The organism is Streptomyces sp. 8N616 (genome assembly GCF_052246385.1).
In the GTDB taxonomy this organism is placed as follows: Bacteria; Actinomycetota; Actinomycetes; order Streptomycetales; family Streptomycetaceae; genus Streptomyces.
Map to the genome: position 1 here is coordinate 85626 of NZ_JBQQBY010000010.1, position 18695 is coordinate 104320.

An 18695-nucleotide genomic window follows, 5' to 3' on the forward strand; every position below is an offset into this window, starting at 1 on the left:
TCGGAAGAGGGCGCTCCGCACCGGAGCGGTGAGCGGCGAGACGGAGGCGGACGCATGCGCATCGGATGGCCCCGCCGCGTCTTCTCGCAGGTGCTGCTCATGCAGCTCGCCATCGCCACCGGCGTCACCGCGCTCGCCACCGGGCTGTTCCTCGCCCCGCTCGGCGACCAGCTCGACGACCAGGCCATGCGACGGGCCCTCGCGATCGCGCAGACCACCGCCGCCCGCCCCGGCCTCGCCGAGGATCTCCAGCGGACCGCGCCCTCCCCCGAAGGTCCCGTCCAGGCCGAGGCCGAACGCATCCGCAGGTCCACCGGCGCCGAGTACATCGTGGTCATGGACGAGCGCGGCGTCCGCTGGTCGCACACCTCGCCGGACGAGATCGGCCACCACGTCTCCACCGACCCCAGCGCCGCGCTCGCGGGCCAGGAGGTCATGCAGATCGACAACGGCACCCTCGGGCGGTCGGCCCGCGGCAAGGTGCCGCTGCGCGAAGCCGACGGCGACATCGTCGGCGCCGTGTCGGTCGGCATCGCGTACGAGAGCGTGCGCGACCGGCTGATCTCGGCCGTGCCGGGGCTGCTGGCGTACGCGGGCGGCGCCCTGGCCGTCGGCGCCCTCGCGGCGTACGTCGTCTCCCGCAGGCTCCAGCGGCGCACGCACGATCTGGCCTTCTCCGACATCTCCGCGCTGCTCGCCGAGCGCGAGGCGATGCTGCACGGCATCCGGGAAGGCGTGGTCGCGCTCGACGCGCGGGGCAGGATCCGGCTGGTGAACGACGAAGCGCAGCGGCTCCTCGGCATCGGCCCCGCGGACACCGGGCGGCCGCTGGACGAGGTGCTGGGCCCGGGCCGTACGACCGACGTGCTGGCCGGCCGGGTCACCGGCGACGATCTGCTGACCGTCCGGGGCAACCGGGTGCTCGTCGCCAACCGCATGCCGACCGACGACGGCGGGGCCGTGGCCACCCTGCGCGACCGCACTGAGCTTGAGCGGCTCGGCCGGGAACTGGACGGAACCCGCGGCCTGATCGACGCGCTCCGCGCCCAGGACCACGAACACGCCAACCGGATGCACACCCTGCTGGGGCTGCTCGAGCTCGGCCTCTACGAGGAGGCGGTGGAGTTCGTCACCGAGGTCGTCGGCGTGCACCGGGCGACGGCGGAGCAGGTCACGGAGCGGGTGCACGACCCGCTGCTGGCCGCCCTGCTGGTGGGCAAGGCCGCGGTCGCGGCGGAGCGCGGCGTCGGCCTGCGGATCTCCGGGGACACGCTGCTGCCGGACCGGGTGGTCGACCCGCGCGGACTGGTGACCGTGGTGGGCAACCTCGTCGACAATGCGCTGGACGCGGCCGCCGGAACCCAGGAGCCCCTGGTGGAGGTTGCGCTGCGGGCGGAGGGGCGTACGGCGGTGCTGCGGGTCGGCGACTCCGGGCCCGGCGTCCCGCCGGGACAGCGCGAACTCATCTTCACCGAGGGCTGGTCCACCAAAGAGGCCCCGTCGCACGGACAGCGCGGGATCGGGCTCGCGCTGGTGCGGCGGCTGGCCGAGCGGCAGGGCGGCAGCGCCCTGGTCGGCGCCCGGGAGGGCGGCGGGGCCGAGTTCACGGTCGTTCTGCCGGAGGCCCTGGCCGAGGAGCTGACGGAGGATCTGACCGAGGCCGGACTGGCCGAGGCAGGAGAGGTGCGATGAGCGGCCCGATGAGCGGCGCACCGATCGACGTCCTGGTCGTGGACGACGACGTACGCGTCGCCGGGATCAACGCGGCGTACGTCGCGAAGGTCTCCGGCTTCCGCGTCGCGGGCACCGCGCACACCGCGGCCGAGGCCCTCGCCTTCCTGGAGGGCAACGAGGTCGATCTGGTCCTGCTCGACCACTACCTGCCGGACGAGACCGGTCTCGCGCTGGTGGGGCGGCTGCGGCAGCTCGGCCACCACACCGACGTGATCATGGTGACGGCGGCCAGGGACATCGCGACGGTCCAGGCCGCCATGCGCCACGGCGCGCTGCAGTACCTCGTCAAGCCCTTCACCTTCGCCGGACTTCGCGCCAAGCTCGAGGGCTACGCCGCGCTGCGCCGCGCCCTCGGCAGCGGCGGCGAGGCCGAACAGGACCAGGTGGACCGGATCTTCGGGGCACTCGGCGGTGCCTCGGCGGGCCCCGCCGAACTGCCCAAGGGGCACTCGGCGCTCACGGCCGACCTCGTCCGGGAGGTGCTGCGAGGCGCGGAGGGCCCGCTGTCGGCGCAGGAGGTCGCCGAACGGTCAGGGCTCAGCAGGCAGACCGCGCAGCGCTATCTGAAGCTCCTGGAGCGGGCGGGACGGGTCCGGATGAGCCTGCGGTACGGGGAGACGGGCCGCCCCGAGCACCGCTACCTGTGGGACCGGGCCTGACCGGTCGGGCCTGGCCTCACCCGGTCCGGAAACGAACGCGGCGCGGGCCCGCGCCCGCGGCGCAGCTCGCTTCCCGGCGCGGAGCGCCGGGCCTAGGCGGCCCCCGCACCCGTCAGTGACCGCACCTCCGTCTCGGCATGCCTGGCCACCCGGTCCGGCTCTTCGCGAGACGTCACCGTTCCCAGCCAGCCCGCCAGGAAGCCGAGCGGTACGGACACGAGACCGGGGTTCTGCAGCGGGAAGAGCGCGAAGTCCGCGCCGGGGACGATCGCTTCGGGGCTGCCGGACACCACGGGTGAGAGCAGCACCAGCACCACGGCCGGCACCAGGCCCCCGTAGACGGCCCACAGCGCACCCCGCGTGGTGAAGCGGCTCCAGAAGAGGGCGTAAAGGAGCACGGGGAGGTTTGCGGAGGCGGCCACGGCAAAGGCGAGGCCGACCAGGAACGCCACATTGAGGTCCTGCGCGAGCAGCCCGAGGGCGATGGCCACCGCCCCGATACCCACGGCGGAAGCCCGCGCCACCGCGACCTCGCTGCGCTGCCCTGCGCGGCGGCCGCGGCGCAGCGACGCGTACAGGTCGTGGGCCACGGACGCGGACGAGGCGAGCGTGATCCCCGCGACGACGGCGAGGATCGTGGCGAAGGCGACAGCGGCGACCACGGCGAAGAGCACCGTCCCGCCGGTGGAGCCGGGCCCGCCGCCGAGGTCGAGGGCGAGCAGCGGAACGGCCGTGTTCCCGGCGGGGTTGGAGGCGCGTACGGCATCCGTGCCGACGACGGCGGCCGCGCCGAATCCGAGCACGATCGTCATGAGGTAGAAACCGCCGATCAGCCCGATCGCCCAGACGGCCGAGCGGCGGGCGGCGCGGGCCGTCGGCACCGTGTAGAAGCGGGACAGGATGTGCGGCAGCCCGGCGGTCCCGAGGACGAGCGCGAGGCCGAGGCTGATGAAGTCCAGCCGGGCGGTCCAGTCGCCGCCATACGCGAGCCCGGGCGCGAGGAAGTCCCGCCCGTGGCCGCTGCGTTCCGCCGCGGTGGTGAGCAGGACGCCGAGATGGCCGTCGAAGCGTACGAGGACGAACGCGGTCAGGGCGGCGGCCCCGCCCATCAGCAGCACGGCCTTGACGATCTGGATCCAGGTGGTGGCCCGCATGCCGCCGAAGGAGACGTAGACGACCATCAGCGCGCCGACCACGACGACGGCCCAGGTGCGGGCGCCAGGCCCCGAGCCGCCGAGCAGGAGCACGACCAGGCTGCCCGCGCCGACCATCTGGGCGACCAGATAGAGCACGGAGACCGTGACCGAGGAGATGCCCGCGGCGATCCGTACGGGGCGCTCCCGGACGCGGGCGGCGACGACGTCGGCGAGCGTGAACCGGCCGCAGTTGCGGACGAGTTCGGCGACGAGCAGCAGGACGACGAGCCAGGCGACGAGGAAGCCGACGCAGTAGAGCATGCCGTCGTAGCCGAAGAGCGCGATCAGCCCGGAGATTCCGAGGAAGGAAGCGGCCGACATGTAGTCGCCGGAGATGGCGAAACCGTTCTCCATGGGCGAGAACAACCGCCCGCCCGCGTAGAACTCCTCCGCGGAACCGCGCCGTCTGCGGCTCACCCACGTGGTGATCGCGAGAGTCGCGGCGACGAAGGCGCTGAACAGCACGAGCGCCAGCGTCTGGTGCTCCGTGGCCGCGAGCCCGCCGGTCAACGCCCCTGCTCCCGCGTCAGCTCCTGGGTCTCCCAGCGGAGCTCGAGGGCCGCCCGGTCCCGGCGCAGCCGCGCGTGCCGGGCGTAGGCGCACGTCAGCAGGAACGTTGTGGCGAACTGGGCGAGCCCGGCCAGCATCGCGACGTTCAGCGGCCCTCCGGCGACCGGCCGCGCCATCAGGCCGGGGGCCGCGGTCGCGGCGATCACGTACGCGAAGTACCAGGCCAGGAAGGCGATCGACGCGGGCAGTACGAAGCGGCGGTACCGGCCGCGCACCTCCTGGAAGGCCGCGCTGTGCTGCACCGCCAGATAGACGTCCGCGGCGGACTCGGGCCGGGGCGGGCGCTGTGCTGCGGCAGCCGGGGCACCCGGCCACCTTCCGCCCGCCCGCGACGGGCTCTCATGGCCCTCATGGCTCTCATGGCTCTCATGGGCAGGCTCGTCCCAGCCCGAGGCAACCACGTCGTACCAGGGGTCGTCGAGCCGGGTCGTTCCGGCATCGGGCCTGTCGTGTCTTTCCACCCCGGACTCCCTTGCTCCGCGGACTGGTGGCCGCGCAGCAAGGATGGACAGAGCGGGAAGATCCGGGAATCTCTTATCCCGGACGTTCACCCCATCAGGTGAAGAATCCGGCGTTACGTACGGTTTGGTGTCAGGCGTCGATGCGGGAACGGTCCAGCGTGGCCGCGGAGTTGGTGATGAATTCCTTGCGCGGCGCGACCTCGTTGCCCATGAGCAGGTCGAAGGCCGCCTCCGCCGCCTCCAGGTCGCTGATGTTGACCCGGCGCAGCGTCCGGTGGCGCGGGTCCATCGTGGTCTCCGCGAGCTGGTCCGCGTCCATCTCGCCAAGGCCCTTGTAGCGCTGGATGCTGTCCTTGAAACGGATGTTCTTGGCCTGGAGTTCCAGCAGCTTCTCGCGCAACTCGCTGTCGGAGTATGTGTAGATGTACTTGTCCTGGCCCTTCTTGGGGTTGGTCAGCTCGATCCGATGCAGCGGCGGCACCGCCGAGAAGACCCGGCCCTGCTCGACCATGGGCCGCATGTAGCGCTGGAAGAGGGTCAGCAGCAGACAGCGGATGTGCGCCCCGTCGACATCGGCGTCGGCCAGGAAGATGACCTTGCCGTAGCGCGCCTGGTCGATGTCGAAGGTCCGGCCGGAACCGGCTCCTATCACCTGGATGATCGCGCCGCACTCGGCGTTCTTGAGCATGTCGGAGACCGACGACTTCTGAACATTGAGGATCTTTCCGCGGATCGGCAGCAGCGCCTGGAACTCGGAGTTCCGCGCCAGCTTGGCCGTGCCGAGCGCCGAGTCGCCCTCGACGATGAACAGCTCGCTGCGGTCCACGGCGTCGCTGCGGCAGTCGGCCAGCTTCGCCGGCAGCGAGGAGGACTCCAGCGCGGTCTTCCGGCGCTGCGCCTCCTTGTGCTGCCGAGCCGCGATACGCGTACGGGCCGCCGCGACGACCTTCTCCAGGACCGCTCTGGCCTGCGCCTTGGCGTCCCGCTTCGTTGACGTCAGGAAGGCCTTGAGCTCCTTGGCCACGACGGCCGCCACGATCCGGGACGCGGCGGAGGTGCCCAGCACCTCCTTGGTCTGGCCCTCGAACTGCGGCTCGGCGAGCCGGACCGTCACGACCGCCGTGAGCCCCTCCATGGCGTCGTCCTTGACGACGTCGTCCTCGGCGACCCGGAGCAGCTTGGTGGAGCGCAGCACCTCGTTGATGGTCCGGGTGACCGACCGCTCGAAGCCCGCGACATGGGTGCCGCCCTTAGGGGTGGCGATGATGTTGACGAACGACCTGGTCGTCGTGTCGTAGCCGGTGCCCCAGCGCAGCGCGATGTCGACGCCCAGCTCGCGGGTGACCTCGGTCGGCGTCATGTGGCCGCGGTCGTCCAGGACCGGGACGGTCTCCTTGAACGTGCCCTGCCCGGTCAGCCGCAGCACGTCGCACACGGCCTTGTCCTGCGCCAGGTACTCGCAGAACTCGCTGATGCCGCCGTCGAACCGGAAGACCTCCTCCACCGGCCGGTCGGCCTCGAGCCCACGCTCGTCCCGTACGACGATGGTCAGGCCGGGCACCAGGAACGCCGTCTGCCGGGCGCGCGCGTGCAGCGTGTCCAGCGAGAGCTTGGCGTCCTTGAGGAAGATCTGGCGGTCCGCCCAGTAGCGCACCCGGGTGCCGGTCCGGGTCTTCGGCACCTTCTTGCCCTTCAGCAGGCCGCTCGACGGGTCGAACGGCGCGTCCGGGCCCGACTCGGTGAAGATGCCGGGCACGCCTCGCCGGAAGCTGATCGAGTGCGTGCGGCTGCCGCGGTCGACCTCGACGTCGAGCCGCGCGGACAGGGCGTTGACGACCGACGCTCCGACGCCGTGCAGACCGCCGGAGGCCGCGTACGAGCCGCCGCCGAACTTTCCGCCCGCGTGCAGCTTGGTCATGACGACCTCGACGCCCGACAGGCCGGTCTTCGGCTCGACGTCGACCGGGATGCCGCGGCCGTTGTCCCGCACCTCGACCGAGCCGTCCTCGTGGAGCAGGACCTCGATCCGGTCGCAGTGGCCGCCGAGCGCCTCGTCGACGGAGTTGTCGATGATCTCCCAGAGGCAGTGCATGAGGCCCCGGCTGTCGGTCGAGCCGATGTACATGCCGGGGCGCTTGCGCACGGCCTCCAGGCCCTCGAGGACGAGCAGGTGCCGCGCGGTGTAATTGGAGCCGTCGCGGTCTGCTCCCGTCAGCAGCGCAGTGGACGGCACGGACGTCTCGGCGGTCACGCGGTTCGCTCCTCGCTGAATTTCTGTTGGATCCGGGTGGGGACTCAGAGATGACTGGGTCGCCCGTCAGAGGGTACCGAGGCTTGATAGAGCCGTTGTGCCGCCACCCGTCAGGACGTCCATGCTAGTCCAGAGTCGTTCGTACGTTCGATACCCCGGAGGGATGACGCGAACATCACGTTCCCTTCGAGGCATGAACCATTTAGGCTCCGGGCACGTCCTCATGAACAAACCGGCAATCCAGCCGGGAGGACGATGTAAGCAAGCAAGACCAGCGCGATGACCACGTAAGCCAAGGCAATACGGCTCATTCGCCGCCAACCGGCAGCGTCCAGCCGTCTCGGAAGCAAACTTTCGAGGAAAAGGCCCGAGCGGGAACGTTTACGGCCTGGTTGGATGTTGACCCTGGTACGACAGCTCGTCGAGCTAGAGAAGAGGCGACGTGACTACTGTTCTGACACCCGCGACTCCGCTGACGGCCGCTGACCGCTGCGACCGCTGCGGCGCCCAGGCGTACCTGCGCGTCGTCCTGATGAGCGGCGGTGAATTGCTCTTCTGCGCCCACCATGGCCGCAAGTTCGAACCCGAACTCAAGAAGATCGCCGCGGAAATACAGGATGAGACGGAGCGCCTCACCACGGTGCCCGTGTCCGCGTCCGAGGACGAACGCTGACGCATCGCTGTCCGACGAGCCTCTGCCGGCCCAGGGCCGGCCGGTGGGCGGTCACCCTTGTGGACAAGGGGTGGCCGCCCGCTCTCGTCGGCTCTCGGCGGAATTGACCGCTCCATTTCACGGCCGCGCGCGCCATGGCTGTCAGGGTCACGACTTCAGGGCGGCCAGCCCGGATACCGCGGACACCCTCGTGTAGACGCCGGGGCTTCCCGGCTCCCCGCATCCACTTCCCCACGAGACCAGCCCGATCAGCCGGCCACGGGCCACGAGAGGCCCTCCACTGTCCCCCTGGCAGGCGTCCCGCCCGCCCCCGGCCCGCCCGGCGCAGACCATCGTCTCCGCCTCGTAGCGGCCCTCCTCCGTCCCCGGGTACGCCACCTCACAGACTGCGTCGTTCAGCACCTGCACCCCGGCCGCGTGCAGCCGGGTCGTGTACGTGGACCGGCCCGTCGTATCGCCCCAGCCGTAGACCGCGGCCGCGGTGCCCGACTGGTAGGCGGCGTCACCGGCCTCCGCCATGGGGATCACATGGTTCCGGGGCAACGCCCGTGACAGCGTGAGCACCGCGACATCTCCGGAGTTGCTCTCCGCGTCGTAGTCCGGGTTGACCCAGATCCCCCGCACCGGGATCTCCCGGCCGCTGTGGCCCCGCAGGTCGTCGCGGTCCGCGATGACCTGAAGATCGCGTACGGCGCTCCGGTCCGTCCCCAGCACCTCCCGGCTCATGCAGTGCGCCGCGGTGAGGACCTTCGTAGGCCCGACCACCACCGCCCCGCAGAACTGCCCGGATCTCTTACCGCCGAACTGCTGGCGACTGCCCAGCGCCACAGCCCAGGGACTCTTGGCCACCGGAACCGGCTGCCCGCCTATGATCACGCCGTCCGCGGTGGCGGGGGCCGGCGTCGCGAGCGGCAGAGCCACGGCTGCGGACGTCAGCGCCAGCGCGCCGACGAGTACACGGGAGATGGGACGCATGCTGACTCCTGACTCTCTGGTGCACTGTGCACACCCAGAGTGACCCAATCGGGCGGAGAACGCACCCGGACGGACGCACCGGACAGCAACCGGCCCGGAACCCCGAGCGGGATTCCGGGCCGGAAAGAGCAGCTCCGAGCGGTGCTGGTCCGCTGTCCGCCGTTCACTGCCGACGGCGCGCGCCGTGCCTCAGTCGAGGTAGTCGCGCAGCACCTGCGAGCGGGACGGGTGGCGCAGCTTGGACATCGTCTTCGACTCGATCTGCCGGATGCGCTCACGCGTCACGCCGTAGACCTTGCCGATCTCGTCCAGCGTCTTCGGCTGTCCATCCGTGAGGCCGAAGCGCATGGACACCACGCCGGCCTCGCGCTCGCTCAGCGTGTCGAGGACCGAGTGCAGCTGCTCCTGCAGGAGCGTGAAGCTGACCGCATCGGCCGGCACGACCGCCTCGGAGTCCTCGATGAGGTCACCGAACTCGCTGTCGCCGTCCTCGCCCAGCGGGGTGTGCAGCGAGATGGGCTCACGGCCGTACTTCTGGACCTCGATGACCTTCTCGGGGGTCATGTCGAGTTCCTTGGCCAGCTCCTCCGGGGTCGGCTCGCGGCCCAGGTCCTGGAGCATCTGGCGCTGCACGCGTGCGAGCTTGTTGATGACCTCGACCATGTGCACCGGGATACGGATGGTGCGGGCCTGGTCGGCCATCGCGCGGGTGATCGCCTGACGGATCCACCAGGTGGCGTAGGTCGAGAACTTGTAGCCCTTGGTGTAGTCGAACTTCTCGACCGCGCGGATCAGACCGAGGTTGCCCTCCTGGATGAGGTCCAGGAAGAGCATGCCGCGGCCGGTGTAGCGCTTGGCCAGGGAGACCACGAGTCGGAGGTTCGCCTCGAGCAGGTGGTTCTTGGCGCGCCGGCCGTCCTCGGCGATGATCTCCAGCTCGCGCTTGAGCTTCGGGGCCAGCTTGTCGGCGTTCGACAGCTTGTCCTCGGCGAAGAGGCCGGCCTCGATGCGCTTGGCGAGCTCCACCTCCTGCTCGGCGTTGAGGAGCGGGACCTTGCCGATCTGCTTGAGGTAGTCCTTGACGGGGTCGGCGGTGGCACCGGCCGCCGCGACCTGCTGCGCGGGGGCGTCGTCCTCGTCCTCGTCGGAGAGCACGAAGCCCTCGTTCTCGGGGCCGGCCTCGGCGCCCTCCACCGCGGGCTTGCCTGGGGCAGCGGCTTCCTCGATGGCCTCGTCGGCCTCGACCAGCTCCTCGGCTTCCTTCTTGACCGGGCCGGCAGCGGTCTTCTTCGCCACCGTCTTCTTGGCCGCGGTCTTCTTCGCGGCCGTCTTCTTGGCCGCGGTCTTCTTCGCCGCGGTCTTCTTGGCGGGCGCCGCCTCCGCCTCGTCGGCGACACCGTCCGCAGCCTCGGCGGCAGCGGCGGTCTCGGCGGGGGCGGTGGCCTTCTTGGCCACGGACGTCTTCGCGGCGACGGTCTTGGTCGCGGTGCGCTTCGCCGGACTCTTCGCTGCGACGCTCTTGCGGGTGCGCTTGGGCGCCTCTGCGGCACTGACCATCAGCGTCACACCCTCCTCGTCGAGGACCTGGTTGAGGCTGCGCAGAACATTCTTCCACTGGGTTGGCGGAATCTGGTCAGCCTCGAAGGCCCGACGCACGTCGTCGCCGGCGATCTGCCCCTCAGCCTTTCCCCGCTCGATGAGCGCCATGACAGACTCGGACTCGGCGATCTCCGGCGGGAGCGTACGGGATGTGCTGGCCGACACGAACAACCTCTCGGAACGATGGGAACGGCTTCCGGCCCCGTCCACAGTGGACCGGAGCCGACGACCGCCGGCGGGGATGGACCGACGGCGCGGGCGGAACCGCAGAGCAACACAGCGTCGCGAACGACATCCGTATTCCCTCAGCAGCTATCACCTCTTAGGTCATCGCGCTGCCCCGAAGAGTGTTACGCCCAATCCACGTGGCCCGAGTCACACTTCGCAGCGGCCGTAAACCGGCCGTAATCGGGCACATCGTCGCGATTGGCTCGCGTATCGGCTCCTGCCCCACTCGGGCGGGCGCTCAGGCGGGGCAGGAGCCGATCCCGCGGTCGATGCTCACGTGCTCGCGCGGGCGTCAGTACGGGCGCCGGTACACGCGCTGCTGCCCGTACTTGCGCCGACGTCAGTGCTCGCGGGGTGCGGGCACGACACGCTCCACCTCCGGGTGGACGGTGAGCAGCTGGCGCATGGCCGACTCCGCCCCAGCGGCGTCGCCGGAGCCGAGCGCCTCCACGATCCGCGAGTGGAGCCCGATGGTGGCCTCGGTGGGCCGGTCGCAGCCGGTGGCGGGCCCGCCGGAGACCTGGAGCGCGGACGACACGATCCCGGAGAGGTGCTCCAGCATGCGGTTGCCGCTGAGCTGGAGCAGGAGGCCGTGGAACTCGGTGTCGGCGCGCGAGAAGGTGAGGGTGTCGCCCTGCGCCAGGGCGTGCCCCATGATCTCGACCATGTCGGCGAGCCGCTGCTGGACCTCCTCCCGGCCGTGGCCCGCGGCGAGCCGGGCGGCGAGCGGTTCGATGGTCCAGCGGAGCTCGCACAGCTCCCGGCGCTGATCCTCGCGCTGCGGCCCGAAGGCTCGCCACTCGATGATGTCCGGGTCCAGCAGGTTCCAGTCGCTGACCGGGCGGACCCGGGTGCCGACGTTGGGGCGGGCGCTGACGAGGCCCTTGGCCTCGAGGACGCGGAGCGACTCGCGTACGACGGTCCGGGAGACCTCGAATCGCTGGCCGATCTCCTCGGGGACGAGCGGGCGGTCGGCTCCGAGGTCTCCGGAGACGATCATCTGGCCCAGCTGCTGGACGAGTTGGCCATGCAGCCCTCGGCCGCGGCTGCCGGTCGCCCGGCGGCCGACTCGGCCCATCTCCGCGTCGGACCCGTCCCATGAGGGACTGCCGGTTCGGTCGGCGCCCGGGGCTTCGCCGTAGGGGTAGCGGTCAAGCTCGCCCGGACCGGGGAGGCCGGAGTCGACGGGGCGAGCCGCGGTCATCATGGTGTGCGCAAGGGTACTCACGCATCCTTTGTCGGCGGCGCTCCGGGCAGCCTTGAGGTCTTTGGTGAAAAGCACACGAAAGGGTGATCGCCCATCACCTCATAATTGACGCCTAATCGGAAGGAAATGGGCTATCTCCGCTGGGTTGTGGGCAGTTCGCGTGCTACCCGACGGAGCAGGGGCCACCAGGCCGCCTTGCCACGCAACACCGCGACCAGGTAAGCGCCGATCAGCGCGCAGAGCGACAACGCCAGGGCCTGGCCCACCGGTTGGGCACCGAGGCGCAGCGCGCCGGTGAGCCAGCGGTCGACGCCGCCCGGCCACTGCAGCAGGCTGGTGGACCGCAGGCGGTCGGACAGCCCGGCGAGCGGGTACGCGGCCGGGCCCACCGGAATCGCCCGTACCGCAGGGACGACGAGCATGGGCACCGCCAGCACCGCGGCGAGCCCCGTCGCCGTCGAGCGGAACAGTCCTGCGGCGAGCAGCCCCGCCCAGGTGCAGCCGATGACGAGTCCGGCCCATCCGGCCGCCGCCACGGGCCAGTCGGGCGGCAGCCGGACCGCCTCACCGCCGAAGACGAGCCGCAGCGCTGCGGCGTTGACGGCGGCGGAGACGATCGCGAGAACGGCCGCGGCGGCGGTACAGACGACGAGCTTGGCGACCAGCAGTCCGAGCCTGCGCGGCACCGGGCTGTTGACGTGGGTGAGCGCGGGGTAGCGGAACTCCTGCCCGAAGGCGAGCGCCCCCAGCATCCCGGCCCCGAACGCGGCGGGCGGGAGCGGGAGTTCGCCCGGCCAGCCCGCGAGCAGGCGGGCAGGCGGGGCGTCGCTGATACGGGCCGTCAGCAGCGCGAGGAGGAGGCCGACGGCGAGCGTGGCGGCCGCGGCGATCCAGCTGGTCCGTACGCCGCCGGCGCGGCGCAGCTCGTAACGAAGGAGCCAGGCGGAACCGGGCTGCGCGACCTGGGCGATCTCGGCGTCGGGGGACGGGGAGGGTGATGGGGATGGGGACTCTGAGAACTGCGGAGATGGTGAGGTCTTTGGAGTGAAGGGTGATTCCGGGGTGGTGCCAGAGGCCGGGGCTGCTGAGGAAGTCGGGGCTGCCGTGGAGGTCGTGGCCTCCGCGGACGGCGTGGGCTCCGTGGCGGGATCAGCCGGGGCATTCGGAGATCTCGGGGCATCGGGAGAGTTTGGGGAGGTGGGGGACTCCTGGGGATCGGGCGCGGCAGCGGGCTCTTGGGTAGCGAGGGTGGCAGCGGAGTCCCCTGGGGCTTGAGGGTCGTCGCGCTGTACGGGCGGGGCTTCGGCCGCTGGAGCAGTCGGCGCCGCGGCGGGTGCGGAGCGGCCGTCGGCGCGGTCGAGCGGATGAGGGACGGGTCCGGAGTCACCGATCTCGTCCGCGAGTTGATGCACGAGAATGCCGTGGCGGAAGGCCAGCTCACCCACGGCTGCACAGCTGCTGCCGTAGACACAGATACGTGTCCCGCTCTCGTGCACGACCTCCGAGGGGCCGTCGGGGCGCGTCTCGTCGGTGAGCAGGGCGGCGAGGCGGGCGGCGTGCGGGGAGCGGACGGCGACCCGGGGGCGCAGCCGGGTGCGGGCGAAGTCGGCCGCCTTCTGGTCGGCCACGAGGCGGCCGCGGTGGATGGTGACGACCCGGTCGGCGACGCGAGCCGCCTCTTTGGGGTCACGGGCGGTGATCAGGACGGCACTGCCCTGCGCCGCACAGCGCCGCAGCATTCCGTGCAACCAGGCCGCCTCGCGCGGCGACAGGCCGTGCCCCGGCTCGTCGAGTACGAGCGTGTGCGGGTCGCCGATCAAGGCGGCGGCCAGACCGAGCCTGCGGTCCATGCCGCGCGAGAGCGATCCCAGCCGCTGATCGGCGATACCGCTGAGGCCGACGAGATCCAGCACGGCGTCGGCGCGTTGGGCGGGAACGCCGGCTGCGGCGCCCAGCATGCGCACGTGGCTGCGTGCCGTGCGTGCGGGATGGCCGGGAACGTCACCGAGCACCACGCCGACCTCGCGGGTGGGGTGCGGGATCCGGTCCAGGGGGCGGCCGCGGAAGAGGGCAACGCCGCGGCCCGGCTCGAGTTGGAGCAGGACACGCAACGCCGTTGTCTTGCCCGCGCCGGGACCACCCAGCAGGGCGGTGACGTGCCCGGGACGGGCCTCGAAGGTCAGGTCGTCAACGGCGGGCGGGGCGCTGCGCCGGGGGGCACTGGTCAGTCCGATGGCCTGAATCATCGCTTCTCTCGCGGGGGACGGGAGACTGCTCGGCGGCTGCGGGCCGTACCCGAGATACCGGAGCAAGATAACGCGATATGTCCTACTTTCCCTGGCGGCGCGCAGCACTTGGCGTGTGACGCGTGGTTGCTGCGCCCTCCCCACCGGAAGCCCACCGAGCTCCCGCGCGCAAGTGGTGCCGCCGCGACTTCCGCGTTCTTCTCCCAGGCGCAGGCGGTTTCGCCTCAGACCTCGGGGCGCAGCATCGGCGGGTTGAGGAGCGTCGCGCCGCCCGCGCGGAACAGCTGGGCCGGCCGTCCGCCCTGACGGGTCGTCGTACCACCGGTCGGTACGAGGAAGCCCGGTGTCCCGGTCACTTTGCGGTGGAAGTTGCGCGGATCGAGGGCCACTCCCCAGACCGCTTCGTAGACCCGGCGCAGCTCGCCGACCGTGAATTCCTGGGGACAGAACGCCGTGGCCAGAGAGGAGTATTCGATCTTGGAACGCGCGCGCTCCACTCCGTCCGCGAGGATCTGCGCATGGTCGAAGGCCAGGGGGGCGACCTGCTCCCCGTCCCGCCCGAAGCCACCTTCCTGGCCGAGCAGGTCCTCCACGGGAGCCCAGCGCGCGCTGTGCGCGTCCCCGCCGGGACGCGGGGCAGGCAGGTCGGGCGCCAGTACCAGATGCGCCACGCTGACAACCCGCATGCGGGGGTCGCGCTTGGGGTCGCCGTACGTGGCGAGCTGCTCGAGGTGAGCTCCGTTGACGGGGGACTGGCCCGAGGGGTCGTGCGCCAGCAAGCCGGTCTCCTCGGCCAGCTCGCGGGCTGCGGCGGCCGCGAGGTCCTCGTCGGGCCGCACGAATCCGCCGGGCAGGGCCCACCGCCCCTGGAACGGTGGCTCACCACGGCGCACGGCCAGCGCACACAGCGCGTGCCTGCGCACGGTGAGCACGACCAGGTCGACAGTGACGGCGAAGGGCGGAAAGGCCGACGGGTCGTAGGGCGCCATGCGGTGATCATAGTCGTCTCCCTGACGATAAACAGGTCCTTGCGTGGCCCCGTGCGCGGGGGGCTGCGGATTGCTCCGCTCGGGCCCCGGCGGCCGGCCCCGTCCGGCGCCGGGGCCTCGTCCGCGGGCGTCATGATCCGCTCCCGGTCCGCCGTTGCCCGGTGCGGCGGCTGCTCGTGCCGCTCCGGACCGCGTGTCCGTCGGGCCGGGTCCGGCCGCGGGGGCGGCCGGACGGCGACCGCGGTGGCATTCGGTCGGGTCGACCGGCCTCGCGCCCGGCTCGTTCCTGGCGGAGGCACCGGCGCAGCAGCTCCGGATCAAGGCCCTCGTTGGCGCCCTGGTGCAGCAGCTTGGCGAACAGGTAGTCCGGGTCCGTGCGGAGCGCCATGCCGAGGGCGACCCGGGCCGCGGGTTCGTCGCCCGTGGACATGGCCACCCAACCGGCGAGCGTCAGCGGGGCCGCGGCGTGATCGCCGTATGCACCGACGCAGCGCCGGGCGATCGCCCTCCACACCCGCAGTGCCGCTTCGGCCTCCGGGCCTTCCATCCACTCCGCGGCGCGGTCCCGGGTCGTGCGGTCCTGCAGCCCGAGGATGATCGCGGCGGCTTCCGCGTCGGTGACCAGGGCATCGTCACGCGCATCGACCTCCGGGTGGCTGCCCGACGCCGGTGAGTCGGCGAAGCGGTCCAGCAGCCGCTGGACGAGGCCGAGCGTCTCCCCGCAGACCGTCTCCCGGTCCACTCCCCCGAGAATCCGGGGAACCAGCTCCGCGGTGGCCGCATCCAGCGCCTCCTCCTGCGCTGCCACGACCGGTTCGGTTGCCGTGAGGGGCGCGAGCCTGGCTTCCATGTCGCGCAGCGAGCCGCGCACCTGAATCCCGGCATAGGTGGCGGCCGCCGCCATCACGGACGTGCCGGGCAGGCCGAGCGGAGTGCCCTCCGCTGGGCAGCAGCGCACGTCGGGGCAGCAATACGACCAAAATCGGCGGTCGGAAATGCAGAGCGCTTCGAGCACCGGCACGTCGAGTTCGCCGCACGCCGTGCGCACTTGCTGGGCCAGCGGCCGCAGCCGCTCCATCACGTCCTGCCCGTTCTCCCCCGGCTCCGGGTCCTGACACAGGAAGACGATGATGCCCTCGGGCCGGGACAGGCGCTTCTCGCTGCCCGACACCAGGCATTCGGCGAGCTGGCCCGCGACATCAGGCCACTCGCCGGGGCTGCTGGGAATACCGAGCCGGAGACGCGCCCCGAAACGGCCGCGTTCGCCGTGCAGAGCGACGAGGACGACGCTGTCGTCGGGGTGAAAGCCCATCAAGTACGGGAGCGCGTCGGCGAGTTCCGCCGGACTGCGCAGGGTGATCTGGTCGATGGCGGACGGCTGCGAGGGTTCGATGTGCTGCGTCATGCGACGACCGTGCCGTCCGGCCGCCCGGTCGCGAAAGCCCTGTGGATAACTCCCGGATATTGTCCTACGAATTCTGTGGACGAGGGTTTTCCACAGGCAGACGGTCTCGTTCGCGCGATGTCGGTGCCATCGGGTTGCATGGGGGCATGAGCAACGAAGACCTGCGTTCGTCGGCCGATGCCGTACTCGCCCGCCTCGTCGGCGACCCGGGCGGGACCGCCCGGCTGCGCGAGGATCAGTGGCGTGCGATCGAGGCGCTGGTCGCGGAGCGCCGCCGGGCCCTGGTCGTCCAGCGCACCGGCTGGGGCAAGTCGGCGGTGTACTTCGTCGCCACGGCCCTGCTGCGCGCCGCCGGCAGCGGGCCCACGGTGATCGTCTCGCCTCTGCTCGCGCTCATGCGCAACCAGGTCGAGGCCGCCGAGCGCGCCGGTATCCGCGCGCGCACCATCAACTCCGCGAACACCGAGGAGTGGGACGCCGTCCAGGCGGAGGTGGCCGCGGGTGAGGTCGACGTCCTGCTGGTGAGCCCGGAGCGGTTGAACAACCCGGACTTCCGCGATCAGGTCCTGCCGAAACTCGCCGCCAGTACCGGGCTGCTCGTGGTCGACGAGGCACACTGCATCTCGGACTGGGGACATGACTTCCGGCCGGACTACCGGCGCCTGCGCACCATGCTCGCCGACCTGCCACCGGGCGTGCCGGTGCTGGCCACCACCGCGACGGCCAACGCCCGGGTCACCGCGGATGTCGCGGAGCAGCTCGGCACCGGCGGGGCGGCGTCGGAGGCCCTTGTCCTGCGCGGCCCGCTGGACCGCGAGAGCCTCAGCCTCGGCGTGCTGCGGCTGCCCGACGCCGCCCACCGGCTGGCCTGGCTCGCCGACCACCTCGCAGAACTCCCGGGCTCGGGGATCATCTACACGCTGACGGTGGCGGCGACCGAGGAGGTGACGGCGTTCCTGCGGCAGCGCGGGCACACGGTCGCCTCGTACTCCGGGAAGACCGAGGACGCCGACCGCCGGGCGGCCGAGGCCGACCTGCTCGGGAACCGGGTGAAGGCGCTGGTCGCCACCTCGGCGCTCGGGATGGGCTTCGACAAGCCGGACCTGGGGTTCGTCGTGCACCTCGGCTCGCCGTCCTCGCCCATCGCGTACTACCAGCAGGTGGGGCGTGCCGGACGCGGTGTTGAGCACGCCGAGGTGCTTCTGCTGCCCGGCCCCGAGGACGAGGCGATCTGGCGCTACTTCGCCTCGCTGGCCTTCCCCGCCGAGGAGCAGGTGCGGCGCACGCTCGATGTGCTCGCCCAGGCGGGGCGGCCGCTGTCCCTGCCCGCCCTGGAGCCCCAGGTCGACCTCCGGCGGTCACGGCTGGAGACGATGCTCAAGGTCCTCGACGTGGACGGGGCGGTGCACCGGGTGCGCGGTGGCTGGACGGCCACGGGCCGGCCATGGGTGTACGACGCCGAGCGCTACGCATGGGTGGCCCGTCAGCGTGAGGCCGAGCAGCAGGCGATGCGCGACTATGCCGCCACGGATGAGTGCCGCATGGAGTTCCTGCGGCGGCAGTTGGACGACGAGGCCGCGGCTTCCTGCGGGCGCTGTGACAACTGTGCGAGCGCGCGCTTCACCGCCGAGGTCTCCGCGGGCTCCCTGGAAGCCGCCCGTGGCGAGCTCGGCCGTCCCGGAGTCGAGGTGGAGCCGCGCCGGATGTGGCCGACCGGGCTGGCCGCCGTGGGCGTGGACCTCAAGGGCCGGATCCCCGCTGCCGAACAGGCTGCGCCGGGGCGGGCCCTGGGGCGTCTCTCCGACATCGGATGGGGAAACCGGCTGAGGCCGATGCTCTCCGCGCAGGGCCAGGACGGGCCGGTTCCGAGGGACGTGGCCGAAGCGGTCGTGACCGTGCTCGCCGACTGGGCGAAGGGACCCGGCGGTTGGGCATCGGGGACTCCGGAAGCCCCCAGCCGGCCCATCGGCGTGGTCACCCTTGCGTCACGCACCCGTCCGCAGCTGATCGGGAGCCTGGGCGAACACATCGCGGTGGTCGGCAGGATGCCCCTGCTCGGCTCGGTCGTCTATGCGGACGAAACCACGGACACCAGGGTGCCGCGCACCAACAGCGCGCAGCGGCTCCGGGCGCTGCACGGCGCGCTGATGGTGCCCCCCGAGCTCTCCCATGCGCTGGACGCGGCCCGCGGGCCGGTGTTGCTGGTGGACGATCTGGCCGACACGGGCTGGACCCTCGCCGTGGCTGCCCGGCTGCTCCGCAAGGCCGGGGCCGAGGGAGTCTTTCCGCTGGTCCTCGCTGTGCAGGGGTGATCCGGGAAGCATCGCAGGGATATAGGCGGCGCATCGCCAGATACCGGTCGTCGGCGCCAATTGCTCATTGCCGCCTGCGAGTACGCTCGCAAGAATTGGCAGTGTCCCCCGCACCGGCCTGCCAGTTCGGAAGGGCACTGTCGTGGTGCGCCCGAACAGGCTCCGCCCGGCGTCGCGGGCGAGCAGACGC

At 71.6% G+C, this 18695-nt stretch carries 13 protein-coding genes; 4 read left to right on the forward strand and 9 right to left on the reverse strand.

Annotated features, from left to right (window positions below):
- Nucleotides 1–54 precede the first annotated feature (54 nt).
- Together ACTWQC_RS11490 and ACTWQC_RS11495 are read left to right on the forward strand one after the other, a co-directional pair.
- The gene (locus ACTWQC_RS11490; RefSeq protein ID WP_443315512.1) at nucleotides 55–1692 is read left to right on the forward strand and encodes an ATP-binding protein; all 1638 of its coding nucleotides are present in this window, start codon (nucleotides 55–57) and stop codon (nucleotides 1690–1692) included.
- Nucleotides 1689–2393, forward strand: a complete 705-nt coding sequence (locus tag ACTWQC_RS11495; protein WP_443315513.1) for a response regulator — start codon at nucleotides 1689–1691, stop codon at nucleotides 2391–2393. The genes ACTWQC_RS11490 and ACTWQC_RS11495 overlap by 4 nt, the downstream gene beginning before the upstream one ends.
- A gap of 92 nt (nucleotides 2394–2485) precedes the next feature.
- Here ACTWQC_RS11495 and ACTWQC_RS11500 read toward each other — a convergent pair whose 3' ends face one another.
- The 3 genes from ACTWQC_RS11500 to ACTWQC_RS11510 all read right to left on the reverse strand — a co-directional run bounded on the left by ACTWQC_RS11500 (nucleotide 2486) and on the right by ACTWQC_RS11510 (nucleotide 6871).
- Complete coding sequence (locus ACTWQC_RS11500; RefSeq protein WP_443315514.1) at nucleotides 2486–4099, reverse strand: solute symporter family protein; 1614 nt, start codon at nucleotides 4097–4099, stop codon at nucleotides 2486–2488.
- The gene (locus ACTWQC_RS11505) at nucleotides 4096–4620 is read right to left on the reverse strand and encodes a DUF485 domain-containing protein (protein ID WP_443315515.1); all 525 of its coding nucleotides are present in this window, start codon (nucleotides 4618–4620) and stop codon (nucleotides 4096–4098) included. Before ACTWQC_RS11505 ends, ACTWQC_RS11500 begins: the two co-directional genes overlap by 4 nt.
- A 130-nt stretch (nucleotides 4621–4750) precedes the next feature.
- Nucleotides 4751–6871, reverse strand: a complete 2121-nt coding sequence (locus ACTWQC_RS11510; protein WP_443315516.1) for a DNA gyrase/topoisomerase IV subunit B — start codon at nucleotides 6869–6871, stop codon at nucleotides 4751–4753.
- Between the two features lie 442 nt (nucleotides 6872–7313).
- Here ACTWQC_RS11510 and ACTWQC_RS11515 point away from each other — a divergent pair, with 442 nt between their 5' ends.
- Nucleotides 7314–7544: a DUF7455 domain-containing protein gene (locus ACTWQC_RS11515; protein WP_443315517.1), complete on the forward strand. Its 231-nt coding sequence runs from the start codon at nucleotides 7314–7316 to the stop codon at nucleotides 7542–7544.
- A 147-nt stretch (nucleotides 7545–7691) separates the two neighbouring features.
- On the opposite strand, the gene ACTWQC_RS11520 is transcribed toward ACTWQC_RS11515, so the two are convergent.
- The 6 genes from ACTWQC_RS11520 to ACTWQC_RS11545 all read right to left on the reverse strand — a co-directional run bounded on the left by ACTWQC_RS11520 (nucleotide 7692) and on the right by ACTWQC_RS11545 (nucleotide 16193).
- Nucleotides 7692–8519: a S1 family peptidase gene (locus ACTWQC_RS11520; protein ID WP_443315518.1), complete on the reverse strand. Its 828-nt coding sequence runs from the start codon at nucleotides 8517–8519 to the stop codon at nucleotides 7692–7694.
- Nucleotides 8520–8708: 189 nt separating this feature from the next.
- On the reverse strand, nucleotides 8709–10283 hold the full coding sequence (locus ACTWQC_RS11525; RefSeq protein WP_443315519.1) for an RNA polymerase sigma factor: 1575 nt from the start codon (nucleotides 10281–10283) through the stop codon (nucleotides 8709–8711).
- 403 nt (nucleotides 10284–10686) lie between these two features.
- Nucleotides 10687–11628 (reverse strand): FadR/GntR family transcriptional regulator, encoded by a 942-nt coding sequence (locus tag ACTWQC_RS11530; RefSeq protein WP_443315520.1) that lies wholly within the window; start codon nucleotides 11626–11628, stop codon nucleotides 10687–10689.
- Nucleotides 11629–11684: 56 nt separating this feature from the next.
- Nucleotides 11685–13799, reverse strand: a complete 2115-nt coding sequence (locus ACTWQC_RS11535; protein WP_443315521.1) for an ATP-binding cassette domain-containing protein — start codon at nucleotides 13797–13799, stop codon at nucleotides 11685–11687.
- A 224-nt stretch (nucleotides 13800–14023) separates the two neighbouring features.
- The gene (locus tag ACTWQC_RS11540) at nucleotides 14024–14788 is read right to left on the reverse strand and encodes an NUDIX hydrolase (RefSeq protein ID WP_443315522.1); all 765 of its coding nucleotides are present in this window, start codon (nucleotides 14786–14788) and stop codon (nucleotides 14024–14026) included.
- 130 nt (nucleotides 14789–14918) lie between these two features.
- Entirely contained in the window at nucleotides 14919–16193 is a 1275-nt protein-coding gene (locus ACTWQC_RS11545; RefSeq protein WP_443315523.1) for a DUF4192 domain-containing protein, read from the reverse strand.
- 146 nt (nucleotides 16194–16339) lie between these two features.
- On the opposite strand from ACTWQC_RS11545, the gene ACTWQC_RS11550 reads away from it, so the two are divergent.
- Nucleotides 16340–18505, forward strand: coding sequence for a RecQ family ATP-dependent DNA helicase (locus ACTWQC_RS11550; RefSeq protein ID WP_443315524.1), 2166 nt, complete (start codon nucleotides 16340–16342; stop codon nucleotides 18503–18505).
- Nucleotides 18506–18695 lie beyond the last annotated feature (190 nt).